This is a genomic window from uncultured Acidovorax sp. (assembly GCF_964021665.1).
Lineage (GTDB): Bacteria > Pseudomonadota > Gammaproteobacteria > Burkholderiales > Burkholderiaceae_C > Acidovorax > Acidovorax temperans.
In genome coordinates, this window is the sequence record NZ_CAXIAK010000001.1 from 26,381 (window position 1) to 43,683 (window position 17,303).

Annotated in this window: 16 protein-coding genes and 1 other RNA gene; 16 read left to right on the forward strand and 1 reads right to left on the reverse strand. The window is 64.5% G+C overall.

From position 1 onward, the window contains the following. Window positions 1–10 precede the first annotated feature (10 nt). The 13 genes from AADJ04_RS00130 to AADJ04_RS00190 all read left to right on the forward strand — a co-directional run bounded on the left by AADJ04_RS00130 (window position 11) and on the right by AADJ04_RS00190 (window position 13,563). On the forward strand, window positions 11–1,459 hold the full coding sequence (locus AADJ04_RS00130) for a sensor histidine kinase N-terminal domain-containing protein (protein WP_341238341.1): 1,449 nt from the start codon (window positions 11–13) through the stop codon (window positions 1,457–1,459). A 268-nt stretch (window positions 1,460–1,727) separates the two neighbouring features. Beyond that, window positions 1,728–2,387: a nucleoid occlusion factor SlmA gene (gene slmA, locus AADJ04_RS00135; RefSeq protein WP_341238342.1), complete on the forward strand. Its 660-nt coding sequence runs from the start codon at window positions 1,728–1,730 to the stop codon at window positions 2,385–2,387. Window positions 2,388–2,710: 323 nt separating this feature from the next. After that, a complete protein-coding gene (locus tag AADJ04_RS00140; protein ID WP_198845596.1) occupies window positions 2,711–3,475 on the forward strand; it encodes a TetR/AcrR family transcriptional regulator in 765 nt (254 codons plus the stop codon). A gap of 4 nt (window positions 3,476–3,479) precedes the next feature. Then, complete coding sequence (locus AADJ04_RS00145; RefSeq protein WP_044395765.1) at window positions 3,480–5,276, forward strand: acyl-CoA dehydrogenase C-terminal domain-containing protein; 1,797 nt, start codon at window positions 3,480–3,482, stop codon at window positions 5,274–5,276. Window positions 5,277–5,329: 53 nt separating this feature from the next. Then, window positions 5,330–5,767, forward strand: coding sequence for a DUF2147 domain-containing protein (locus AADJ04_RS00150; RefSeq protein WP_066692984.1), 438 nt, complete (start codon window positions 5,330–5,332; stop codon window positions 5,765–5,767). A 66-nt stretch (window positions 5,768–5,833) separates the two neighbouring features. Continuing rightward, window positions 5,834–8,236, forward strand: a complete 2,403-nt coding sequence (locus tag AADJ04_RS00155; protein ID WP_341238343.1) for a 3-hydroxyacyl-CoA dehydrogenase NAD-binding domain-containing protein — start codon at window positions 5,834–5,836, stop codon at window positions 8,234–8,236. 154 nt (window positions 8,237–8,390) lie between these two features. Then, window positions 8,391–8,903 carry a DUF4442 domain-containing protein gene (locus AADJ04_RS00160; RefSeq protein WP_288484202.1) on the forward strand — a complete coding sequence of 171 codons (513 nt, stop codon included), beginning with the start codon at window positions 8,391–8,393 and terminating at the stop codon, window positions 8,901–8,903. A gap of 12 nt (window positions 8,904–8,915) precedes the next feature. After that, window positions 8,916–10,115: an acetyl-CoA C-acyltransferase gene (locus AADJ04_RS00165; RefSeq protein ID WP_288484205.1), complete on the forward strand. Its 1,200-nt coding sequence runs from the start codon at window positions 8,916–8,918 to the stop codon at window positions 10,113–10,115. 55 nt (window positions 10,116–10,170) lie between these two features. After that, window positions 10,171–10,244: non-coding RNA, sX9 sRNA (locus tag AADJ04_RS00170), on the forward strand. Between the two features lie 183 nt (window positions 10,245–10,427). Continuing rightward, window positions 10,428–11,258 (forward strand): thioesterase family protein, encoded by an 831-nt coding sequence (locus tag AADJ04_RS00175; protein WP_198845600.1) that lies wholly within the window; start codon window positions 10,428–10,430, stop codon window positions 11,256–11,258. A gap of 45 nt (window positions 11,259–11,303) precedes the next feature. Continuing rightward, window positions 11,304–12,080: an enoyl-CoA hydratase gene (locus AADJ04_RS00180; RefSeq protein WP_066697239.1), complete on the forward strand. Its 777-nt coding sequence runs from the start codon at window positions 11,304–11,306 to the stop codon at window positions 12,078–12,080. Between the two features lie 291 nt (window positions 12,081–12,371). Beyond that, window positions 12,372–12,860 (forward strand): thioesterase family protein, encoded by a 489-nt coding sequence (locus AADJ04_RS00185; protein WP_341238344.1) that lies wholly within the window; start codon window positions 12,372–12,374, stop codon window positions 12,858–12,860. A 148-nt stretch (window positions 12,861–13,008) separates the two neighbouring features. Next, on the forward strand, window positions 13,009–13,563 hold the full coding sequence (locus AADJ04_RS00190; RefSeq protein WP_288484211.1) for a polymer-forming cytoskeletal protein: 555 nt from the start codon (window positions 13,009–13,011) through the stop codon (window positions 13,561–13,563). 23 nt (window positions 13,564–13,586) lie between these two features. Here the strand turns inward: AADJ04_RS00190 and AADJ04_RS00195 are convergent, their stop codons facing one another. Then, window positions 13,587–14,015 (reverse strand): acyl-CoA thioesterase, encoded by a 429-nt coding sequence (locus AADJ04_RS00195; RefSeq protein ID WP_044395885.1) that lies wholly within the window; start codon window positions 14,013–14,015, stop codon window positions 13,587–13,589. Between the two features lie 40 nt (window positions 14,016–14,055). Between AADJ04_RS00195 and AADJ04_RS00200 the strand changes: the two genes are divergently transcribed. The 3 genes from AADJ04_RS00200 to AADJ04_RS00210 all read left to right on the forward strand — a co-directional run bounded on the left by AADJ04_RS00200 (window position 14,056) and on the right by AADJ04_RS00210 (window position 17,293). Beyond that, window positions 14,056–15,882, forward strand: coding sequence for an ABC transporter ATP-binding protein/permease (locus AADJ04_RS00200; protein ID WP_341238345.1), 1,827 nt, complete (start codon window positions 14,056–14,058; stop codon window positions 15,880–15,882). A 27-nt stretch (window positions 15,883–15,909) separates the two neighbouring features. Beyond that, window positions 15,910–16,842 (forward strand): 2-hydroxyacid dehydrogenase, encoded by a 933-nt coding sequence (locus AADJ04_RS00205; RefSeq protein WP_341238346.1) that lies wholly within the window; start codon window positions 15,910–15,912, stop codon window positions 16,840–16,842. Window positions 16,843–16,948: 106 nt separating this feature from the next. Continuing rightward, a complete protein-coding gene (locus AADJ04_RS00210; RefSeq protein ID WP_341238385.1) occupies window positions 16,949–17,293 on the forward strand; it encodes a nucleotide pyrophosphohydrolase in 345 nt (114 codons plus the stop codon). Window positions 17,294–17,303: the final 10 nt, after the last annotated feature.

Consider the following 17,303-nt stretch of genomic DNA (forward strand, 5'->3'; position numbering starts at 1 on the left):
TTTGACCGGTATGACCTCTGACTTGCGCAACCGCCTGCTGTTGCTGCTGGTGCTGCCGCTGTGCGTGCTGGCCCTGGCGGACGTGTGGATGGACTACCGCTCGGCCGACGACGCAGCGAGCCGGCATGACCAGCGGCTGCTGCGCCTGCTCCCGGCGCTGGCCGACTCGGTGGTGGCACCTTCCATCCATGAACATGGCGCGCCCCTGTTGCTGTTGGCCCCGCCGGTGGAAGATTTTTTGCGCCAGAACGCCGGGTTCGCGGGTTACAGCGTGCGTGACGCCGATGGCCAGTTGCTGCTGGGGGATGAGTGGGTGGATGGCGTGGTGCCTACCACCGCGCAGCCTGAATTCCACAGCCTGGAATATGGCGGCGTGACGTACCGGGTGGCGGTGCAGCGCGGGCGCACCGGGGCTGGGGAGCTGGTGATGGCGATTGCCGATGGCTCAGACCCCCGCCAGCAATGGGCTCAGCAGCTGCTCTTGCGGGTGCTGCTGCCCAACCTGGTGCTGGTGGCTGCTGCCGCGCTGGCCATCCACTGGGCCGTGGGCCGGGCTTTCAAGCCTTTGGTGGATCTGGCCGAGGCGGTGGAGCATCGTTCTCCGCGCGATCTCAGTCCCATCGACGAAAGCGCCTCGCCCACCGAGGTGCGTCCGCTGGTGCATTCGCTCAACCGCTTGTTTGCCCTGGTCAACGCGCAGGCGGAGGGGCAGCGCCGGTTTGTGGCCGACGCAGCCCACCAGTTGCGAACGCCGCTGGCAGGCCTGCAGGCACAGGTGGAAGCCTGGGCCATGATGGCCAAGGCGGCTGGGGCGGTGCAGGGTGATTCTGCTAATTTAGAGAGAAAACAGCCTCTAGCGCCCACCCCTAAAGCGCAAGGTGCTATTGTTTTAGGAGTTGAGCAGATCGAGAAGCTGCGCAATGCCACCCGTCGCACTTCGCAGCTGGCGCACCAGCTGCTGGCCTTGTCGCGGGCCGATGAGCGCAGCATGGACGCGCAGCCGCTGCAGCGCGTGGATCTGAAAGACCTGTGCGAGACGCTGCTGGAGAACTTCCTCGACGCGGCCACTGGCAAGGGCCTGGATCTGGGGCTGGAAGTGCAGCCGGTGCACGTCACTGGTCATGGCTGGCTGCTTCGGGAGTTGATGTCCAACCTGGTGGACAACGCCATTAAATACACCCCGGCAGGTGGGGTGGTCACCATGCGCTGCGGGCAGCGTCTGGCGCCTTCGGGGGCATTGCGGGTGTACCTGGAAGTGGAAGACGACGGCCCCGGTGTGCCCGAGAGTGAGCGCTCCCGCGTCATGCAGCGGTTTTACCGCGTGCCCGGCGCGGTGGGCGAGGGCACGGGTTTGGGCTTGGCCATTGCCGACGAAATCAGCCGGGTGCACCGTGCAACGCTCACGCTGGACACGGGAGCGCAAGGCCGAGGCCTGCGCGTGACGGTGCTTTTCCCCTAGTCATCGTGATCCAGCCGGAGTGCGGCTGTGGTGTACCGTCTGGCTGTGGGGGCTGCGCGCAGTCTCGCCGTCAAGGGCTGCGTTTGCAAACCATTTGCAAACCGACGGCGAACGGGTGTGCGAGAATCATTTGCACACAGGATTTACGCCCTGCCGCGCGCTTGAAGGCGCCCGGGTGTTCTTCCAGCCTACCGTGCTACCGGTCGCACTCCACCAGTCCGGGGTTCCGTCTACTTGGCCTGTGGGTCTTTCTCTTTGTTGTTTGCGCATGTCTGATACCTCGTCTCTGATTGAATCTGCCGACTCCGTTGACGCTGAAGACGCGCCAGCGGCCCGCAAGCGGCCCAAGCCGGGCGAGCGGCGCGTGCAGATCCTGCAAGCGCTGGCGGCCATGCTGGAGCAACCCGGTGCCGAGCGCATCACCACAGCCGCACTGGCTGCGCGCCTGTCGGTGAGCGAGGCGGCGCTGTACCGCCACTTCGCCAGCAAGGCGCAGATGTTCGAGGGGCTCATCGACTTCATCGAGCAATCCGTGTTCACGCTCGTGCAGCAAATCACCGGGCGTGACGTGCCTGCCCCCGACCAGCCGGCCGAAGTCGGCCAGCGGCAGGCCAGCCGCATCATCGCGCTGCTGCTGCAGTTTGGTGAACGCAACCCCGGCATGGTGCGGGTGATGGTGGGCGATGCGCTGGTGTTTGAGCATGAACGCCTGCAGCAGCGCATGAACCAGTTCTTTGACCGCATCGAGTCCACCCTGCGCCAATGCCTGCGCGCCAGCGGTTCAGAAACGCCCACCGTGCACGCCCAGGTACAGGCCAGCGTGCTCACCTCGTTTGCGTTGGGGCGCCTGCAACGGTTTGCGCGCTCGGGCTTTCGCCGCAACCCTACCGAGCACCTCGACGCCAGCCTGGCGCTGATGCTGCATTGATGGGCTTGCGTTAGATAGGGCGCAGCGCCCCGTCTGCCTCTCCTTCCAAGCCCCACACCCACCGGTGTGGGGCTTTTTTGTTGGACGAGACCTGGGCGGGTGGGTGAGTGCTGGCGTTTTCCCTGCTGCACCGGGCGGGTGGGCGGCATAAACTGGCCACTCGGTTGACACGCGCCCCAGCGCGCGGCCCTGTTCGTCCGCCGGTGTCACGCAGGTGGCTGCAGAACAACAGGCTTTGGGTGTTACCTCTTTTTTTCGAGGGGGCTTTCCCCGAAGATCAAAAATGCTGCAAAATAGAACGAACGTTCGTTTTATTTGCACGCATGCCCGCCAAATCTGATTCTTCCGCTCCACGCGCCCCCCGCACCCGTGCCACCACTGGCCGGGCCATGCAAAAGGGCCCGCAGACCAAGGCGGCCATCGTTGAAGCCGCCCTGGGCCTGGCCACGCACATTGGGCTGGAGGGGTTGTCGATTGGCGCGCTGGCAGACATCACCGGCATGAGCAAATCGGGCGTATTCGCCCACTTTGGCTCGCGTGAAGAGCTGCAGATTTCCGTCATCCGCGAATACCACACGCGCTTCGAGCAAGAAGTTTTCTACCCCGCCATGTCGTCGCCCCGCGGCATTGCGCGTTTGAGCGCGATGTTCGACAACTGGATGAAGCGCACGTCCATCGAGATCGACTCGGGCTGCATCTACATCAGCGGCGCTGTGGAATTTGACGACCGCACCGGCCCCGTGCGCGATGCGCTGGCCAGCTCGGTCATGACCTGGCACGCCGCCATGCGCCGCGCCATTGAGCAGTGCAAGGACTGCGGCGAACTGCGTGCGGACACCAACGAAGAGCAGATGCTGTTCGAGATCCACGGCCTCATCCTGGCGCTGCACTACGAAGCCCGTTTCCTGCAAAACCCAGGCTCGATCGAGCGTGCCGTGATGGGTTTTCAAAACATTCTTGCGCGCTACCGCACCGAAGGTGCAGCAGCGCGGGCGGCACCGTCCGCCAAAGCCGCCCCGGCGGCACACCGACCTGCCGCTGCGCGGCGCAAAGTTTCCGTTTCAACGACCACCCCCTCCAAGGAGTAAACCGATGCCTACCTACACGCCGCCCCTGCGCGACATGCAATTCGTGATGCATGAAGTCTTCAAGGTCACCGATGAATTCAAGGCCATGCCCCAGCATGCCGAGGTGGATGTGGACACCATCAACGCCGTCATCGAAGAGGCGGGCAAGTTCGCCTCTGAGGTGATCTTCCCGTTGAACATCAGCGGGGATACCGAAGGCTGCGTGCTGGACAAGGCCACCCACGAGGTCAAGACCCCCACGGGCTTCAAGGAAGCCTATGACAAGTACGTCGAAGGCGGCTGGGCGGCGCTGAGCTGCGACCCCGCCTATGGCGGCCAGGGCCTGCCCTTTGTGCTGAACCAGTGCCTGTACGAGATGATGAACTCGGCCAACCAGGCCTGGACCATGTACCCCGGCCTGAGCCACGGCGCCTACGAAGCCCTGCACGCGCATGGCACCGATGAGCAAAAGAAGCTGTACCTGCCCAAGCTGACCAGCGGCGAGTGGACTGGCACCATGTGCCTGACCGAACCCCACTGCGGTACCGACCTGGGCCTGCTGCGCACCAAGGCCGAACCCCAGGCTGATGGCACCTACAAGCTCACCGGCAACAAGATTTTCATCAGCGCTGGCGAGCACAGCATGGCTTCCAACATCGTGCACCTGGTGCTGGCACGTTTGCCCGATGCGCCCAAGGGCAGCAAGGGCATCAGCCTGTTTGTGGTGCCCAAGTTCAAGGTGAATGCTGATGGCAGCCTGGGCGAGCGCAACCCCATTTACTGCACGGGCCTGGAGCACAAGATGGGCATCCACGGCAACGCCACGGCACAGATCGCCATCGACGGCGCCATCGGCACCCTGGTGGGCCAGCCCAACAAGGGCCTGGCAGCCATGTTCGTGATGATGAACGCCGCCCGCCTGGGCGTGGGCAACCAGTCGCTGGGCCTGACCGAAGTGGCTTTCCAGAACGCGCTGGCCTACGCCAAGGACCGCATCCAGATGCGCTCATTGAGCGGCACCAAGGCCAAGGACAAGGAAGCCGACCCCATCATCGTGCACCCCGATGTGCGCAAGATGTTGCTCACCGCCAAGGCCTACGCCGAAGGCGCCCGCGCGCTGCAGATTTACTGCACGCTGCTGCTGGACAAGGTGCACAGCCACCCCGATGAAAAGGTGCGTGCCGAGTCTGAAGAGCTCGTGGCCCTGCTGACCCCCATCGTCAAGGCCTTCATCACCGACAACGGGCACATCGCTACCAACCACTGCATGCAGGTCTTTGGTGGCCACGGCTTCATCAAGGAATGGGGCATGGAGCAGTACGTGCGCGACAACCGCATCAACATGATCTACGAAGGCACGAACACCGTGCAGTCGCTGGACCTGCTGGGCCGCAAGATCCTGGGCAACAACGGCGCCACGCTGAAAAAGCTGGGCAAGCTGATTGGCAAGCTGGTGGAAGAAGAGGGCGTGAACGAGAAGATGGCCGAGTTCATCAACCCGATCGCGATGCTGGGCGACCAGATGACCAAGTTCACCACCGAAATCGGCTTCAAGGGCATGCAAAACCCCGATGAAGTGGGCGCTGCCGCTGTGGACTACCTGCGCGTGGCCGGCCACCTGGTGTTCGGCTACCTGTTTGCCCGCATGGCCCAGGTCGCCCTGCGCGAAATTGCCGCTGGCAACACCGACCCCTTCTACGGTGCCAAGCTGCAAACCGCACGCTTCTACTTTGCCAAGCTGTTCCCTGAAACCGCCACGCTGATGCGCACCGCCCGTGCCGGCAGCAAGGTGCTGATGGACACGGACCTGGCCCTGGCCTGATCCGACGCCCTGCATGCACGGTGAATTTCAAGCATTTTTGCCCTGGAGCGCTTATGTATAAAGCGGTAGCAGCTATTATTTTGGTAGCAATTGGGGCTCCGGCCTGGGCCCAGATGACCCCTGAGGGCCTGTGGCGCAACGTGGACGACAAGACGGGCGAAGCCAAGGCCGAAATCCGCATCCGTGACACAGGTGCGGGTGGGTTGCTGGGGGTGCTGGAAAAGCGCCTGTCCAAGGACGCCAAGCCGGACGATGTGTGCAAGGAATGCACCGATGACCGCAAGGACAAGCCGGTGCTGGGCCTGGAAATCATCCGTGGCGCCAAGAAGGCCGACGGCAAGGACGTGTGGGAAGGCGGCAAGATTCTCGACCCCGAGAATGGCCGCAACTACACGCTGCGCCTCACGCCCATCGAGGGCGGCAAGAAGCTGGAAGTGCGTGGCTCCATCGGCCCCTTCGGCCGCACGCAGACCTGGATCCGCATCCAGTAACCCCCATTCCCGTGGCCGCGCGCACCCCAGCGGGGTGACGCCGCGCCCCAACAAGGAACCCAACCCATGTCCCGATTCCAAGTGAAAAAAGTCGCCGTGCTCGGCGCAGGCGTGATGGGCGCGCAGATTGCCGCCCACCTCGTCAACGTGAAGGTGCCCGTGGTGCTGTTCGACCTGCCTGCGAAGGAAGGCCCGAAGAACGGCATCGTCACCAAGGCCGTCGAAGGCCTGAAAAAGCTCAAGCCTTCGCCCCTGGGTGTGGCTGATGATGCAGCGCTGATCCAGCAGGCCAATTACGAAGAGCACATGCACCTGCTCAAGGAATGCGACCTCGTGATCGAGGCCATTGCCGAGCGCATGGACTGGAAGCTCGACCTGTACACCAAGATCGCTCCCCACGTGGCCAAGCACGCCATCCTGGCGTCCAACACCTCGGGCCTGTCGATCACCAAACTGTCTGAAGTGCTGCCCGAGAGCATCAAGCCTCGCTTTTGCGGCATCCACTTCTTCAACCCCCCGCGCTATATGACGCTGGTGGAGCTGATCAACACCCCCACCACGCAGCCCGAAGTGCTCGACCAGCTCGAAGCCTTCGTCACCAGCGGCTTGGGCAAGGGCGTGGTGCGCGCGCACGACACGCCTAACTTCGTGGCCAACCGCGTGGGCATTGCCGGCATGCTGTCCACGATGAAAGAGGTGGAGAACTTTGGCCTGACCTACGACGTGGTGGACGACCTCACGGGCAAGAAGCTGGGCCGAGCATCGAGCGGCACCTTCCGCACCGCCGACGTGGTGGGCCTGGACACCATGGCCCACGTCATCAAGACGCTGCAGGACAACCTGAGCCTGGAGACCGATCCCTTCTACGAAAGCTTTGGCACGCCCGCCGTGCTGAAAAAGCTGCTGGAGCTGGGCCACCTGGGCCAGAAGACCAAGGCCGGTTTCTTCAAGAAGGTCGGCCGCGACGTGATGCGCTTCGAGCTGGAAAGCGAAGAGTACGTGCCCGCCGGCCAGAAGGCCGACGAGGTGTACGCTCGCATGCTCAAGAAGCCCGCCGCTGAACGCCTGCGCCTGCTGCGCAACGCCGAAGGCGCGCCCGGCCAGTTCCTCTGGGCCATTTTGCGCAACAGCTTCCATTACGCTGCCGTGCACCTGGCCACTATTGCCGACAACGCCCGCGACGTGGACCAGGCCATGCGCTGGGGCTTTGGCATGAAGCAGGGCCCCTTCGAGCTGTGGCAAGAAGCCGGCTGGCTCGAAGTGGCGAAGATGATCCAGGAAGACATCGACGCGGGCAAAGCGCTGTGCAAGGCACCGCTGCCCGAGTGGGTGTTCAAGGGCCCTGTGGCCGACGCCGGTGGCGTGCACACCGCGCAAGGTTCGTGGAGCGCATCGCGCGGCCAGTTTGTGCCCCGCCGCCAGCTGCCCGTGTACGAACGCCAGATCTTCCCCGAGGCGCTGCTGGGCGAAACCAGCCTGCCCGACTGGCGCACCGCTGGCACCACCATTGCCGAATCGAAAGCCCTGCGCACCTGGACGCTTGATAGCAAGGTTCTGATTGCCAGCATCAAGAACAAGATGCACGCCATCAGCCCCGAGGTGATGGAAGGGCTGGCTGAAGCCCTGGAGCTGGCCGAGCGCGAATACGACGGCATGGTCATCTGGTCGGGCGATGCGCCGTTCAGCGTGGGCGCCGACCTGGAAGCCACCATGCCCGCCTTTGCCGTGGGCGGCCCCGACGCGGTGGAAAGCATCGAGCAGGAGCTGCAGAACCTGATGATGCGCATCCGCTACGCGCAGGTTCCCGTGGTGGCTGCCATCCACGGCATGGCGCTGGGCGGCGGCTGCGAGCTGGCCGTGTATTCGGCCAAGCGCGTGGCGCACATGGAAAGCTACATCGGCCTGGTCGAAGTGGGCGTGGGCCTGGTGCCCGGCGCCGGCGGCCTGACCTACATCGCCCGCCGCGCGGCCGAGAACATGGCGGCCTCGACGAGCAAGGACATCCTGCCCTTCCTGACCGAAGGCTTCACCGCCGCTGCCATGGCCAAGGTGGGCACCAGTGCGCTCGAATCGCGCAAGCTGGGCTACCTGCTGGACAGCGACGTCATCGTTCCGCACAAGGACGAGCTGCTGTTCGTGGCCATCAACGAAGCCAAGTCCATGGCTGCCAGTGGCTGGCGTGCACCGCACAAGCGCCTGTTCCCCGTGGCGGGCCGCAGCGGCCTGGCCACCATCAAGGCGCAGCTGGTGAACATGCGCGACGGCGGCTTCATCAGCGCCTATGACTTCAAGATCGGCGCGATGATCGCCGAGGTGGTCTGTGGCGGCGATGTGGATGCGGGTTCGATGGTGAGCGAGGAATACCTGCTCACGCTGGAGCGCAAGGTGTTCTGCCACCTGATCGCACAGCCCAAGACGCACGAGCGCATCCTGGGCATGCTGTCCACCGGCAAGCCTGTCCGGAATTGATGATGCACCCCCTGAGTCGCTTCGCGCCTTCCCCCTCTCCTGCGGGAGGGGGACGCACCCTGTGGCCTGGCAAAGCCAGCTCCACGGGTGCACTGGGCTGGGCCGCGCCAGTGTTCGGCAATGTGAGCTGTGTGCAGTGCGATGGGTATCTGGCATGAGCGCGTTGCAAGCCCCTAACAAACTCCAGCGCTCGCTGATGCGCCTGGACGAAGCACCCGCCTTCATGCGGGGCTTTGTGCAGAACATCATCTTGCGCCGGGCCGTGCCCTTCACCGGCACGGCCGGGGTGAAGTTCGTTTCGCTCACGCCTGAGCGGGTCGAGGTGGATCTGGCCAACGAGCATCGCGTGCAGAACCACATCGGTGGCGTGCACGCCTCGGCCATGAACCTGCTGGCTGAAACGGCTACGGGCATGGTGGTGGGCATGAACGTGCGCGATGACTGCCTGCCGCTGGCCAAGGAGCTCTCCATGGCGTTCAAGAGGCGCGCCACGGGTGGCCTCAAGGCCGTGGCCACGCTCACCGCCGAGCAGCGCGCCGCCATGCAGGCCAGCGACAAGGGCGAAGTGCAGGTAGCGGTCACGGTGACCGACGAAGCCGGTGTGGAGCCGGTCGAATGTGTATTTACGTGGGCCTGGGTTCCTTCCAGCCGCCCCCTCAAGAATTGAAGGAGTTTCACCATGGCTCAAAAACAAGTTCAGGACGCCTACATCGTCGCCGCCACGCGCACGCCCATCGGGCGCTCGGGCCGCGGCTATTTCAAGAACACCCGGCCTGACGATCTGCTGGTCGCCGCCGTCAAGAGCGCCATGCTGCAGGTGCCCACGCTGGACCCCAAGGCGATTGAAGACGCCATCATCGGCTGCTCCTTCCCCGAAGGCGAGCAAGGCATGAACATGGCCCGCATTGCGATGGGCCTGGCGTTTGACCACCCTGTGGGCGGCGTGACAGTGAACCGTTTCTGCGCATCGGGCATCACCGCGCTGCAGATGGCGGCCGACCGCATCCGCGTGGGCGAGGCTGACGTGCTGATCGCCGGTGGCGCCGAGTCCATGAGCCTGGTGCCCATGGGCGGCAACAAGCCCTCGTTCAACGCCGAGATTTTTGCGAAGGACGAGAACGTGGGCATCGCCTACGGCATGGGCCTGACGGCAGAAAAGGTCGCCCAGCAGTGGAAGGTGAGCCGCGAAATGCAGGATGCGTTTGCTCTTGAATCCCACCTGCGCGCCATCAAGGCGCAAAAGGCCGGTGAGTTCACCGACGAAATCACGCCCATCGAAATCGTGGAACGCTCGCCCAACCTCGCCACCGGCGAAGTGATGGAAAAGCGCCGCACCGTGAGCCTGGACGAAGGCCCGCGCCCCGACACATCGCTCGAAGGCCTGGCCAAGCTCAAGCCCGTGTTTGCCGCACGCGGCAGCGTCACGGCAGGCAACAGCTCGCAGACCAGCGATGGCGCGGGTGCCCTCATCGTGGCCAGCGAAAAGGCCGTGAAGCAGTTTGGCCTGACGCCCCTGGCGCGATTTGTGAGCTACGCCGCGCGCGGCGTGCCGCCCGAGATCATGGGCATTGGGCCTATCGAAGCCATTCCGGCAGCCTTGCGTTATGCGGGGCTCAAGAGTGATGACATTGGCTGGTATGAGTTGAACGAAGCGTTTGCGGCGCAATCGCTCGCCGTGATCAATACGCTGGGGCTGAATCCTGCGAATGTGAACCCGATGGGCGGCGCCATTGCGCTGGGGCATCCGCTGGGGGCGACCGGTGCGATCCGTGCTGCGACGGTGGTGCATGCGCTGCGCCGCCACAAGCTGAAGTACGGCATGGTCACGATGTGTGTAGGAACAGGACAAGGCGCCGCCGGCATCATCGAAGCTCTTTGAGTTGACTGGCTACTGCGCGGCTTTCATGCGTCGTTGGGCGGTGCTCGCAATCCTCACGTACCGCAAGTACGTTCCGGTTGCTGCGCTCCGTCCGCCTCGCCTGAAGGCCGCTCGCTACGCCTTTGAGTGCGGGGTGTGAAGGCAGGGGGAAAGTGCACTGCCTGTTCATGTTTTCCATTCAAACCGGCGCAGACCGGTTTTGCTACGAGGAGACAAGCATGGCTCAACCGGCCAATCGGTGTGTGATGGTGTGGGGCGGCTGCAGTCTCCGTGACGACGCCCTGGCGTTTGGTTTCGCGGCACACTAGCGGCATGACTTCATCCATCCATCCCTTGGACGAGGCGCTTGCGCTGACGTCTTCCGCGCCCGGGCAGTTCACGGGCCAGACCCACCCCGGCTACTGGAACATGGTGGGGCCCTTCGGCGGCGTGACTGCGGCCACGCTGCTGCAGGCCGTGATGCAGCACCCTGACCGGCTGGGCGACCCCTTGTCGCTCACCGTCAATTACGCGGGGGCGCTCACGGCGGGGGCCTTTACCGTGCAGGCCACGCCCGTGCGCACCAACCGGTCCACCCAGCACTGGACTTTGACCATCCTGCAGGCCGATGCCGAAGGCGCGCCCGTGGTGACCACCACGGCCACGGCCGTGACCGCCGTGCGCCGCGACACCTGGAGCGCTGGCGATGTGCCCATGCCCGCCGTGCCCGGCCCCACGGCCCACCCGGCCATCGAACACGGGCCCGAAGCCATGGAGTGGCTGAACCGCTATGAAATGCGCCCCATCACCGGTGCATTGCCGCGCGCCTGGGATGGCAGTGGCGACCACAGCCTGACCCAGTTGTGGATGCGCGACGCACCCGCCCGGCCGCTGGACTTTTGCGCGCTGTCTGCACTGGCTGACCTGTTCTTCCCCCGTGTGTGGTTGCGCCGTGCGCACCGCGTGCCCGCAGGCACCGTGTCCATCACCGTGTACTTCCATGCCAGCGCCGAGCAACTGGCGCAGACCGGCACCGGCTACCTGCTGGGCCAGGCGCGCGGGCAGGAGTTCCGCAACGGGTTTTTCGACCAGACCGTGCAGTTGTGGAACGAAGCCGGCACCATGCTGGCCACCAGCCACCAGATCGTTTACTACAAGGAGTGAGCGCACCACCGTGCGCCGCTACGTTCCTCATTCACCTCTTTGACCATGACCGAAACCACCAAAGACATCCTCGTTCACACCGAAGCCGGCGTGACCACCATCACCTTCAACCGGGTGGACAAGAAAAACTCCATCACCACCACGATGTATGCCGCCATGGCCGACGCCCTGGCCGCTGCTGAGCAGGACGCCAGCGTGCGCGTGGTGGTGTTCCAGGGCGATGTGGCCATCTTCAGCGCGGGCAACGACATTGGCGACTTTCTGCAGCAGCCCCCTGCCACGCAGGATTCGCCCGTGTTCCGCTTTCTGCACCGCCTGGCCGCCTTCCCCAAGCCCGTGATCGCCTCGGTGTGCGGCCCGGCGGTGGGCATTGGCACCACCATGCTGTTCCACTGCGATCTGGTGTACGCGGGCGATAACGCAGCGTTCTCCATGCCTTTCGTCAACCTGGGCCTGTGCCCCGAGGCTGCGTCCAGCCTGCTGGTGCCGCAAATGCTGGGCTACCACCGCGCCGCCGAAGCACTGCTGCTGGGCGAGCCCTTCTTTGCCGAAGCTGCCCTCGAAGTGGGCCTGGTCAACCGCGTGCTGCCGCCCACCGAATGCAACGGCGTGGCGCAAGCCCAGGCCAAGAAGCTGGCAGCCAAGCCCCTGTCTTCGCTGATCGAGACCAAGCGCCTGATGAAGAAGCACCAGCTGCCCCAGATCGCCGCCGTGATGGCCGAAGAAGGCGCCAGCTTTGGCCGCATGCTGCGCGAGCCCGCCGCCCGCGAAGCATTTGGCGCGTTTATGGAGAAAAGACATCCTGATTTCAGCAAAGTCTGAAATCAGGTGCCGCAGGCACCAGCGACGCAGTCGCAGGATGTGTTTCCATCAAAAGAGACATCCAGACTTCAGCAAAGTCTGAAGTCTGGTGCTGGCGCAGCCAGCGCGCACGGCGAAGCTGTGCGGCAGTGTTTCGCCAAAAGACATCCTGATTTCAGCAAGGTCTGAAGTTTGTTGCTGAGGTCAGTGATTTAAGCGAAATTGGCTTCCGGCGCTTTATTGACAAGCGCTGGCAGCTATCAAAAGCATAGTAATGATGGCGGGTGGCCCGCCGCAGCCTCAAGGGTTTTTATGTCCGTTTCGTCTGCTTCCGCTGCCGCCATCGTGTTCGAACCCGAGTTCCTCGCCGGGCTCACCACCATCTTTGAAGAGAAGATCGTCTTCAACCAGCTGCTGGGGCTCAAGGTCACCAGCATTGCCCCGCAGCAGGTGGTGGCGCGCATCGACATGCGGCCGGAGCTGGTGGGCCACTATGCCTACAACCGCATTCACGGGGGCGTGATCAGTGCCGGGCTGGACGCCATGGGCGGCCTGGCCGTGATGGCTGCCATTGGCGCCAAGCACATGGGCGAGCCGCCCGAGCAGCGCCTGCACCGCTTTGCCAAGCTGGGCACCATCGACCTGCGCATCGATTACCTGCGCCCTGGCATTGGCAGCCACTTTGAGCTGCGGGCCGAGGTGCTGCGCCTGGGCTCGCGCGTGGCCACCACGCGCATGGAATTCTTCGGCCCCGATGGGCAGCTCATGTCGGCCGGGGCGGCGGCCTATATCGTTTCGTAAGTTGTGCTGCGCCGCAGGCGGTGGGCGTGTGGTCCTGCAAGCCTTGCAAGCGCATGCTACGAACGAACCGTTTGGTTACTGCTTTTGCGAAAGATGGCAACTTTTGCAGGCATGAAAACCTAGGATGCATCCTTTTCAAGGAGATCTGATGGCCGTGCAAAACCCCTTCTTTGGCAAACGCGAACCCGAACCCTTCCAGCGCCACACTCCCCCTGCCAACGGTTTGAACACGCTCGCCTCGGGCTCCGCCCCCGCGGTGGCCGCACCAGCGGGCGGCCTCACGGGGCAGAAGCCACAGGCCTCTTCGGTGGGCGACAGCTCGGGCAGCAAGCTCACGGTGGGCCCCAACATCAAGCTCAAGGGCGTGGAGATCACCGACTGCGACACGCTGGTAGTGGAAGGCACGGTAGAAGCCACCATGGATTCGCGCGTGATCCATATCTCGGAAAACGGCGCGTTCAAGGGCTCGGCAGAGATCGACATTGCCGAGATCCATGGCGAATTCAACGGCACGCTCACCGTGCGCCAGAAGCTGGTGATCTACAGCACGGGCAAGGTCAACGGCAAGATCCGCTACGGCAAGCTGGTGGTGGAAGAGGGCGGGCAGCTGGCGGGCGAGATCGAAGCCGGTATTGGCGCTGGCGCGCGCGCATCGGCTGCGCCTGCGGTGGTGCGCGCAGAGCCCGCTGCCATGGCGGCCTGAGGGCTCAGAAAACCGCCCGGGGCTCAGCCCTGGGCAGGCGCCTGCGGCTTGGGCAGCGGGCGCGGGCGCCCATTGGCGTCTATGGCCACATAGGTCAGCGTGGCCTCGGTCACCTTCACATAGCGGCCCTGGTCTGAAAAGCGCTCGGCATACACCTCGACCTGCACGGTGACCGAGGTGTTACCCACGCGCGTGATGTGCGAGAAGAACGACAGGATGTCGCCCACGCGCACCGGCTGCTTGAAAATGAACTCATTGACGGCCACCGTGGCCATGCGGCCCTGCACGTAGCGCGCGGGCAGGACCGATCCGGCCAGGTCCACCTGGGCCATCACCCAGCCGCCAAAAATATCGCCGTTGGCGTTGCAGTCGCCAGGCATGGGAATGACTTTGAGCACCAGTTCGTGCTCGGAGGGCAATGCGGCGGGTGGCGGGCTGAAAGAGGCAGACATGGGCACAATCACTAGATAACAACAATCAGGATTGTCCCCCATGCGCCAACGCGGTGAATCCGGCCCTCCACATTCCCCATCGTCCCCTCCATCCGAGCAGCGATCCCGCACCGACTGGCTGACCCTGCAGCGCCTGTTGCCCTATCTGTGGCAGTACAAGTGGCGCGTGGTGGCTGCCATCGCCTTCATGGTGGCTGCCAAGCTGGCCAACGTGGGCGTGCCCCTGCTGCTCAAGACCCTGGTCGATGCCATGAGCTTCAAGCCGGGCGATCCGGCCGCCATGCTGGTCGTGCCCGTGGGCCTGCTGGTGGCCTACGGCGCGCTGCGCCTGTCCACTTCCGTGTTCAACGAGTTGCGCGAGCTGGTCTTTGCCAAGGCCACGCAAGGGGCGGCGCGCTCGATTGCGCTGCAGACCTTTGAGCACCTGCACGCGCTGAGCCTGCGCTTTCACCTGGAGCGGCAAACGGGTGGCATGACGCGCGACATCGAGCGCGGCGTGCGCGGCATCGAGTCGCTGATCTCTTTCTCGCTGTTCAATGTGTTTGCCACGCTCATTGAGGTGGTGCTGGTGCTCAGCGTGCTGGCCGTGAAGTTTGACGCCTGGTTTGCCTGGATCACGCTCACGGCGCTGGTGCTGTACATCGTCTACACCGTGCTGGTGACCGAGTGGCGTACCAAGTTCCGCCGCGAAGCCAACGAGTTCGACTCGGCCGCGCACACCAAGGCGGTGGATTCGCTGCTGAACTACGAGACGGTGAAGTACTTCAACAACGAAGGCTTCGAGGCCCGCCGCTACGACGAAAGCCTGGAGCGCCTGCGCCGCGCGCGGCTCAAGAGCCAGACCACGCTGTCCATGCTCAACGCGGGCCAGCAGCTCATCATTGCCGTGGGGCTGGTGGCCATGCTGTGGCGCGCCACGCAGGGCGTGGTCGATGGGCGCCTGACGCTGGGCGATCTGGTCATGATCAACGCGTTCATGATCCAGCTCTACATCCCGCTCAACTTCCTGGGCGTGATCTACCGCGAGATCAAGCAGAGCCTGACGGACCTGGACAAGATGTTCGTCCTGATGGACAAGGAGCGCGAGGTGGCCGATGCGCCCGGCGCGCAGCCGCTGCAGGGCCTGGCGCAGCCCACCGTGCGGTTTGAAGATGTGCACTTTGCCTACGACCCTGCGCGGCCCATTCTGCAAGGCGTGAGCTTTGAAATCCCTGCGGGCAAGACGGTGGCGGTGGTCGGGCCCTCGGGCTCGGGAAAATCCACGCTGGCGCGGCTGCTGTTCCGCTTCTACGACATCCAGCAAGGCCGCATCACCATCGCCGGGCAGGAGATTCGCAGCGTGACGCAGGCCAGCGTGCGCCAGGCGATTGGTATCGTGCCGCAGGACACCGTGCTCTTCAACGACACCGTGGCCTACAACATTGCCTACGGCCGCACGGGTGCCACGCAGCAAGAGGTGGAGGCCGCCGCGCGCGCCGCGCGCATTCACGACTTCATCGCCGCCACGCCCAAGGGCTACGACACCATGGTGGGCGAACGCGGGCTCAAGCTCTCGGGCGGTGAAAAGCAACGCGTGGCCATTGCCCGCACGCTGCTCAAGAACCCGCCCATCCTTATCTTCGACGAGGCCACCAGCGCGCTGGACTCTGCCAACGAGCGCGCCATCCAGGCCGAGCTGCAGAGCGCCGCGCAAAACAAGACCACGCTGCTGATTGCGCACCGCCTCTCCACCGTGGTGGACGCGCACGAGATTCTGGTGATGGACGCGGGCCGCATCGTCGAGCGCGGCACGCACGCGCAACTGCTCGCCCTCAATGGCCGCTACGCCAGCATGTGGGCCTTGCAACAAAGCGATGGCGCCGCCTGATCCCCTTGTATTTGGAACCTTGAACCCATGAAGCCTGTCCTGCTTGCCCTCACTTTTCTCTCGGAAGAACACCGCGCCCAGATGGCCGAGGTGTTTGAAGTGGTCTACGCGCCCGATGCAGCGCAGGCTGCGGCCGCGATTGCTGAACACGGCCCGCGCGTGCGGGTAGCGCTCACCATCGGCGCCATCGGCCTGTCGCCCGCGCAGATCGACGCGCTGCCCGCGCTCACGCTGATCTGCGTGCTGGGCGCGGGTTATGAAAACGTGGCGGTAGACCACGCCAAGGCGCGTGGCATCGTGGTGGCTACCGGTGCGGGCACCAATGACGACTGCGTGGCCGACCACACCTGGGGCCTGCTGATTGCGGCGCAGCGCCGCATCCTGCCGCTGGACAAGGCCACGCGGGCCGGGGTGTGGCGCACGGCGCTGCCGCTGCCGCCCAACGTGTCGCACAAGCGCTTGGGGCTAATCGGCCTGGGCACCATCGGCAAGAAGATTGCGCAGCGCGCGCTGGGCTTCGAGATGGAGGTGGGCTACCACAACCGCAGCGCTCGCACCGATGTGCCTTACCGCTACTTTGCCGATGTGGCGGCGCTGGCCGAGTGGGCAGACTTTCTCGTCATCGCTACGCCCGGCGGCGCTGCTACCCGGCATCTGGTCAACGCTGCCGTGCTGAACGCGCTGGGCCCACGTGGTGTGGTGGTCAACATCGCACGCGGCAGCGTGATCGACACCGCCGCCCTGGCTGCCGCGCTGCGCGAAGGCCGCATTTCCGCAGCGGGGCTGGATGTGTACGAGAGCGAGCCCGCCCCCCCCGCCGAGCTGCTGGACCTGGACAACGTGGTGCTCACACCCCATGTGGCGGGCTGGTCGCCCGAGGCGGTGCAGAACTCGGTGGACCGCTTCATGGAAAACGCCCGCCGCCACCTGGCGGGCGAAGCGCCCGTGACGCCGCTATGAGCATCAAAGTGGCCTCTAGCGCTTTATCAATAAGCGCAAGCAGCTATGAAATCAGTAGCGTTTGCGCTGGGTGGTGTGTGGGTCAGCGCAGGAGCGGCGCATGACGCTGGACCTGGCCGACCTGCAGCAGCGCCTGCGCGCCTTTGCCGCTGCCCGGCAATGGCAGCCGTACCACACGCCCAAGAACCTGGCCATGGCGCTGATGGTGGAGGCGGCCGAGTTGCAGGAGCTGTTCCAGTGGCTCACGCCCGAGGAATCGCAACAGCTCACCGCCGACCCCGCGCAGAAAGAGCGTGTGGGTGAAGAGATGGCCGATGTGCTGCTCTACCTGCTGCAGCTGGCCGACCACACCGGCGTGGACTTGCGCGACGCGGTGGAGCGCAAGCTGGTGAAGAACGCCATCAAGCACCCGGCGCCGCCCGCTGACCCGGCTGCGGCCGATGGACCATAGCCGGGCTGCG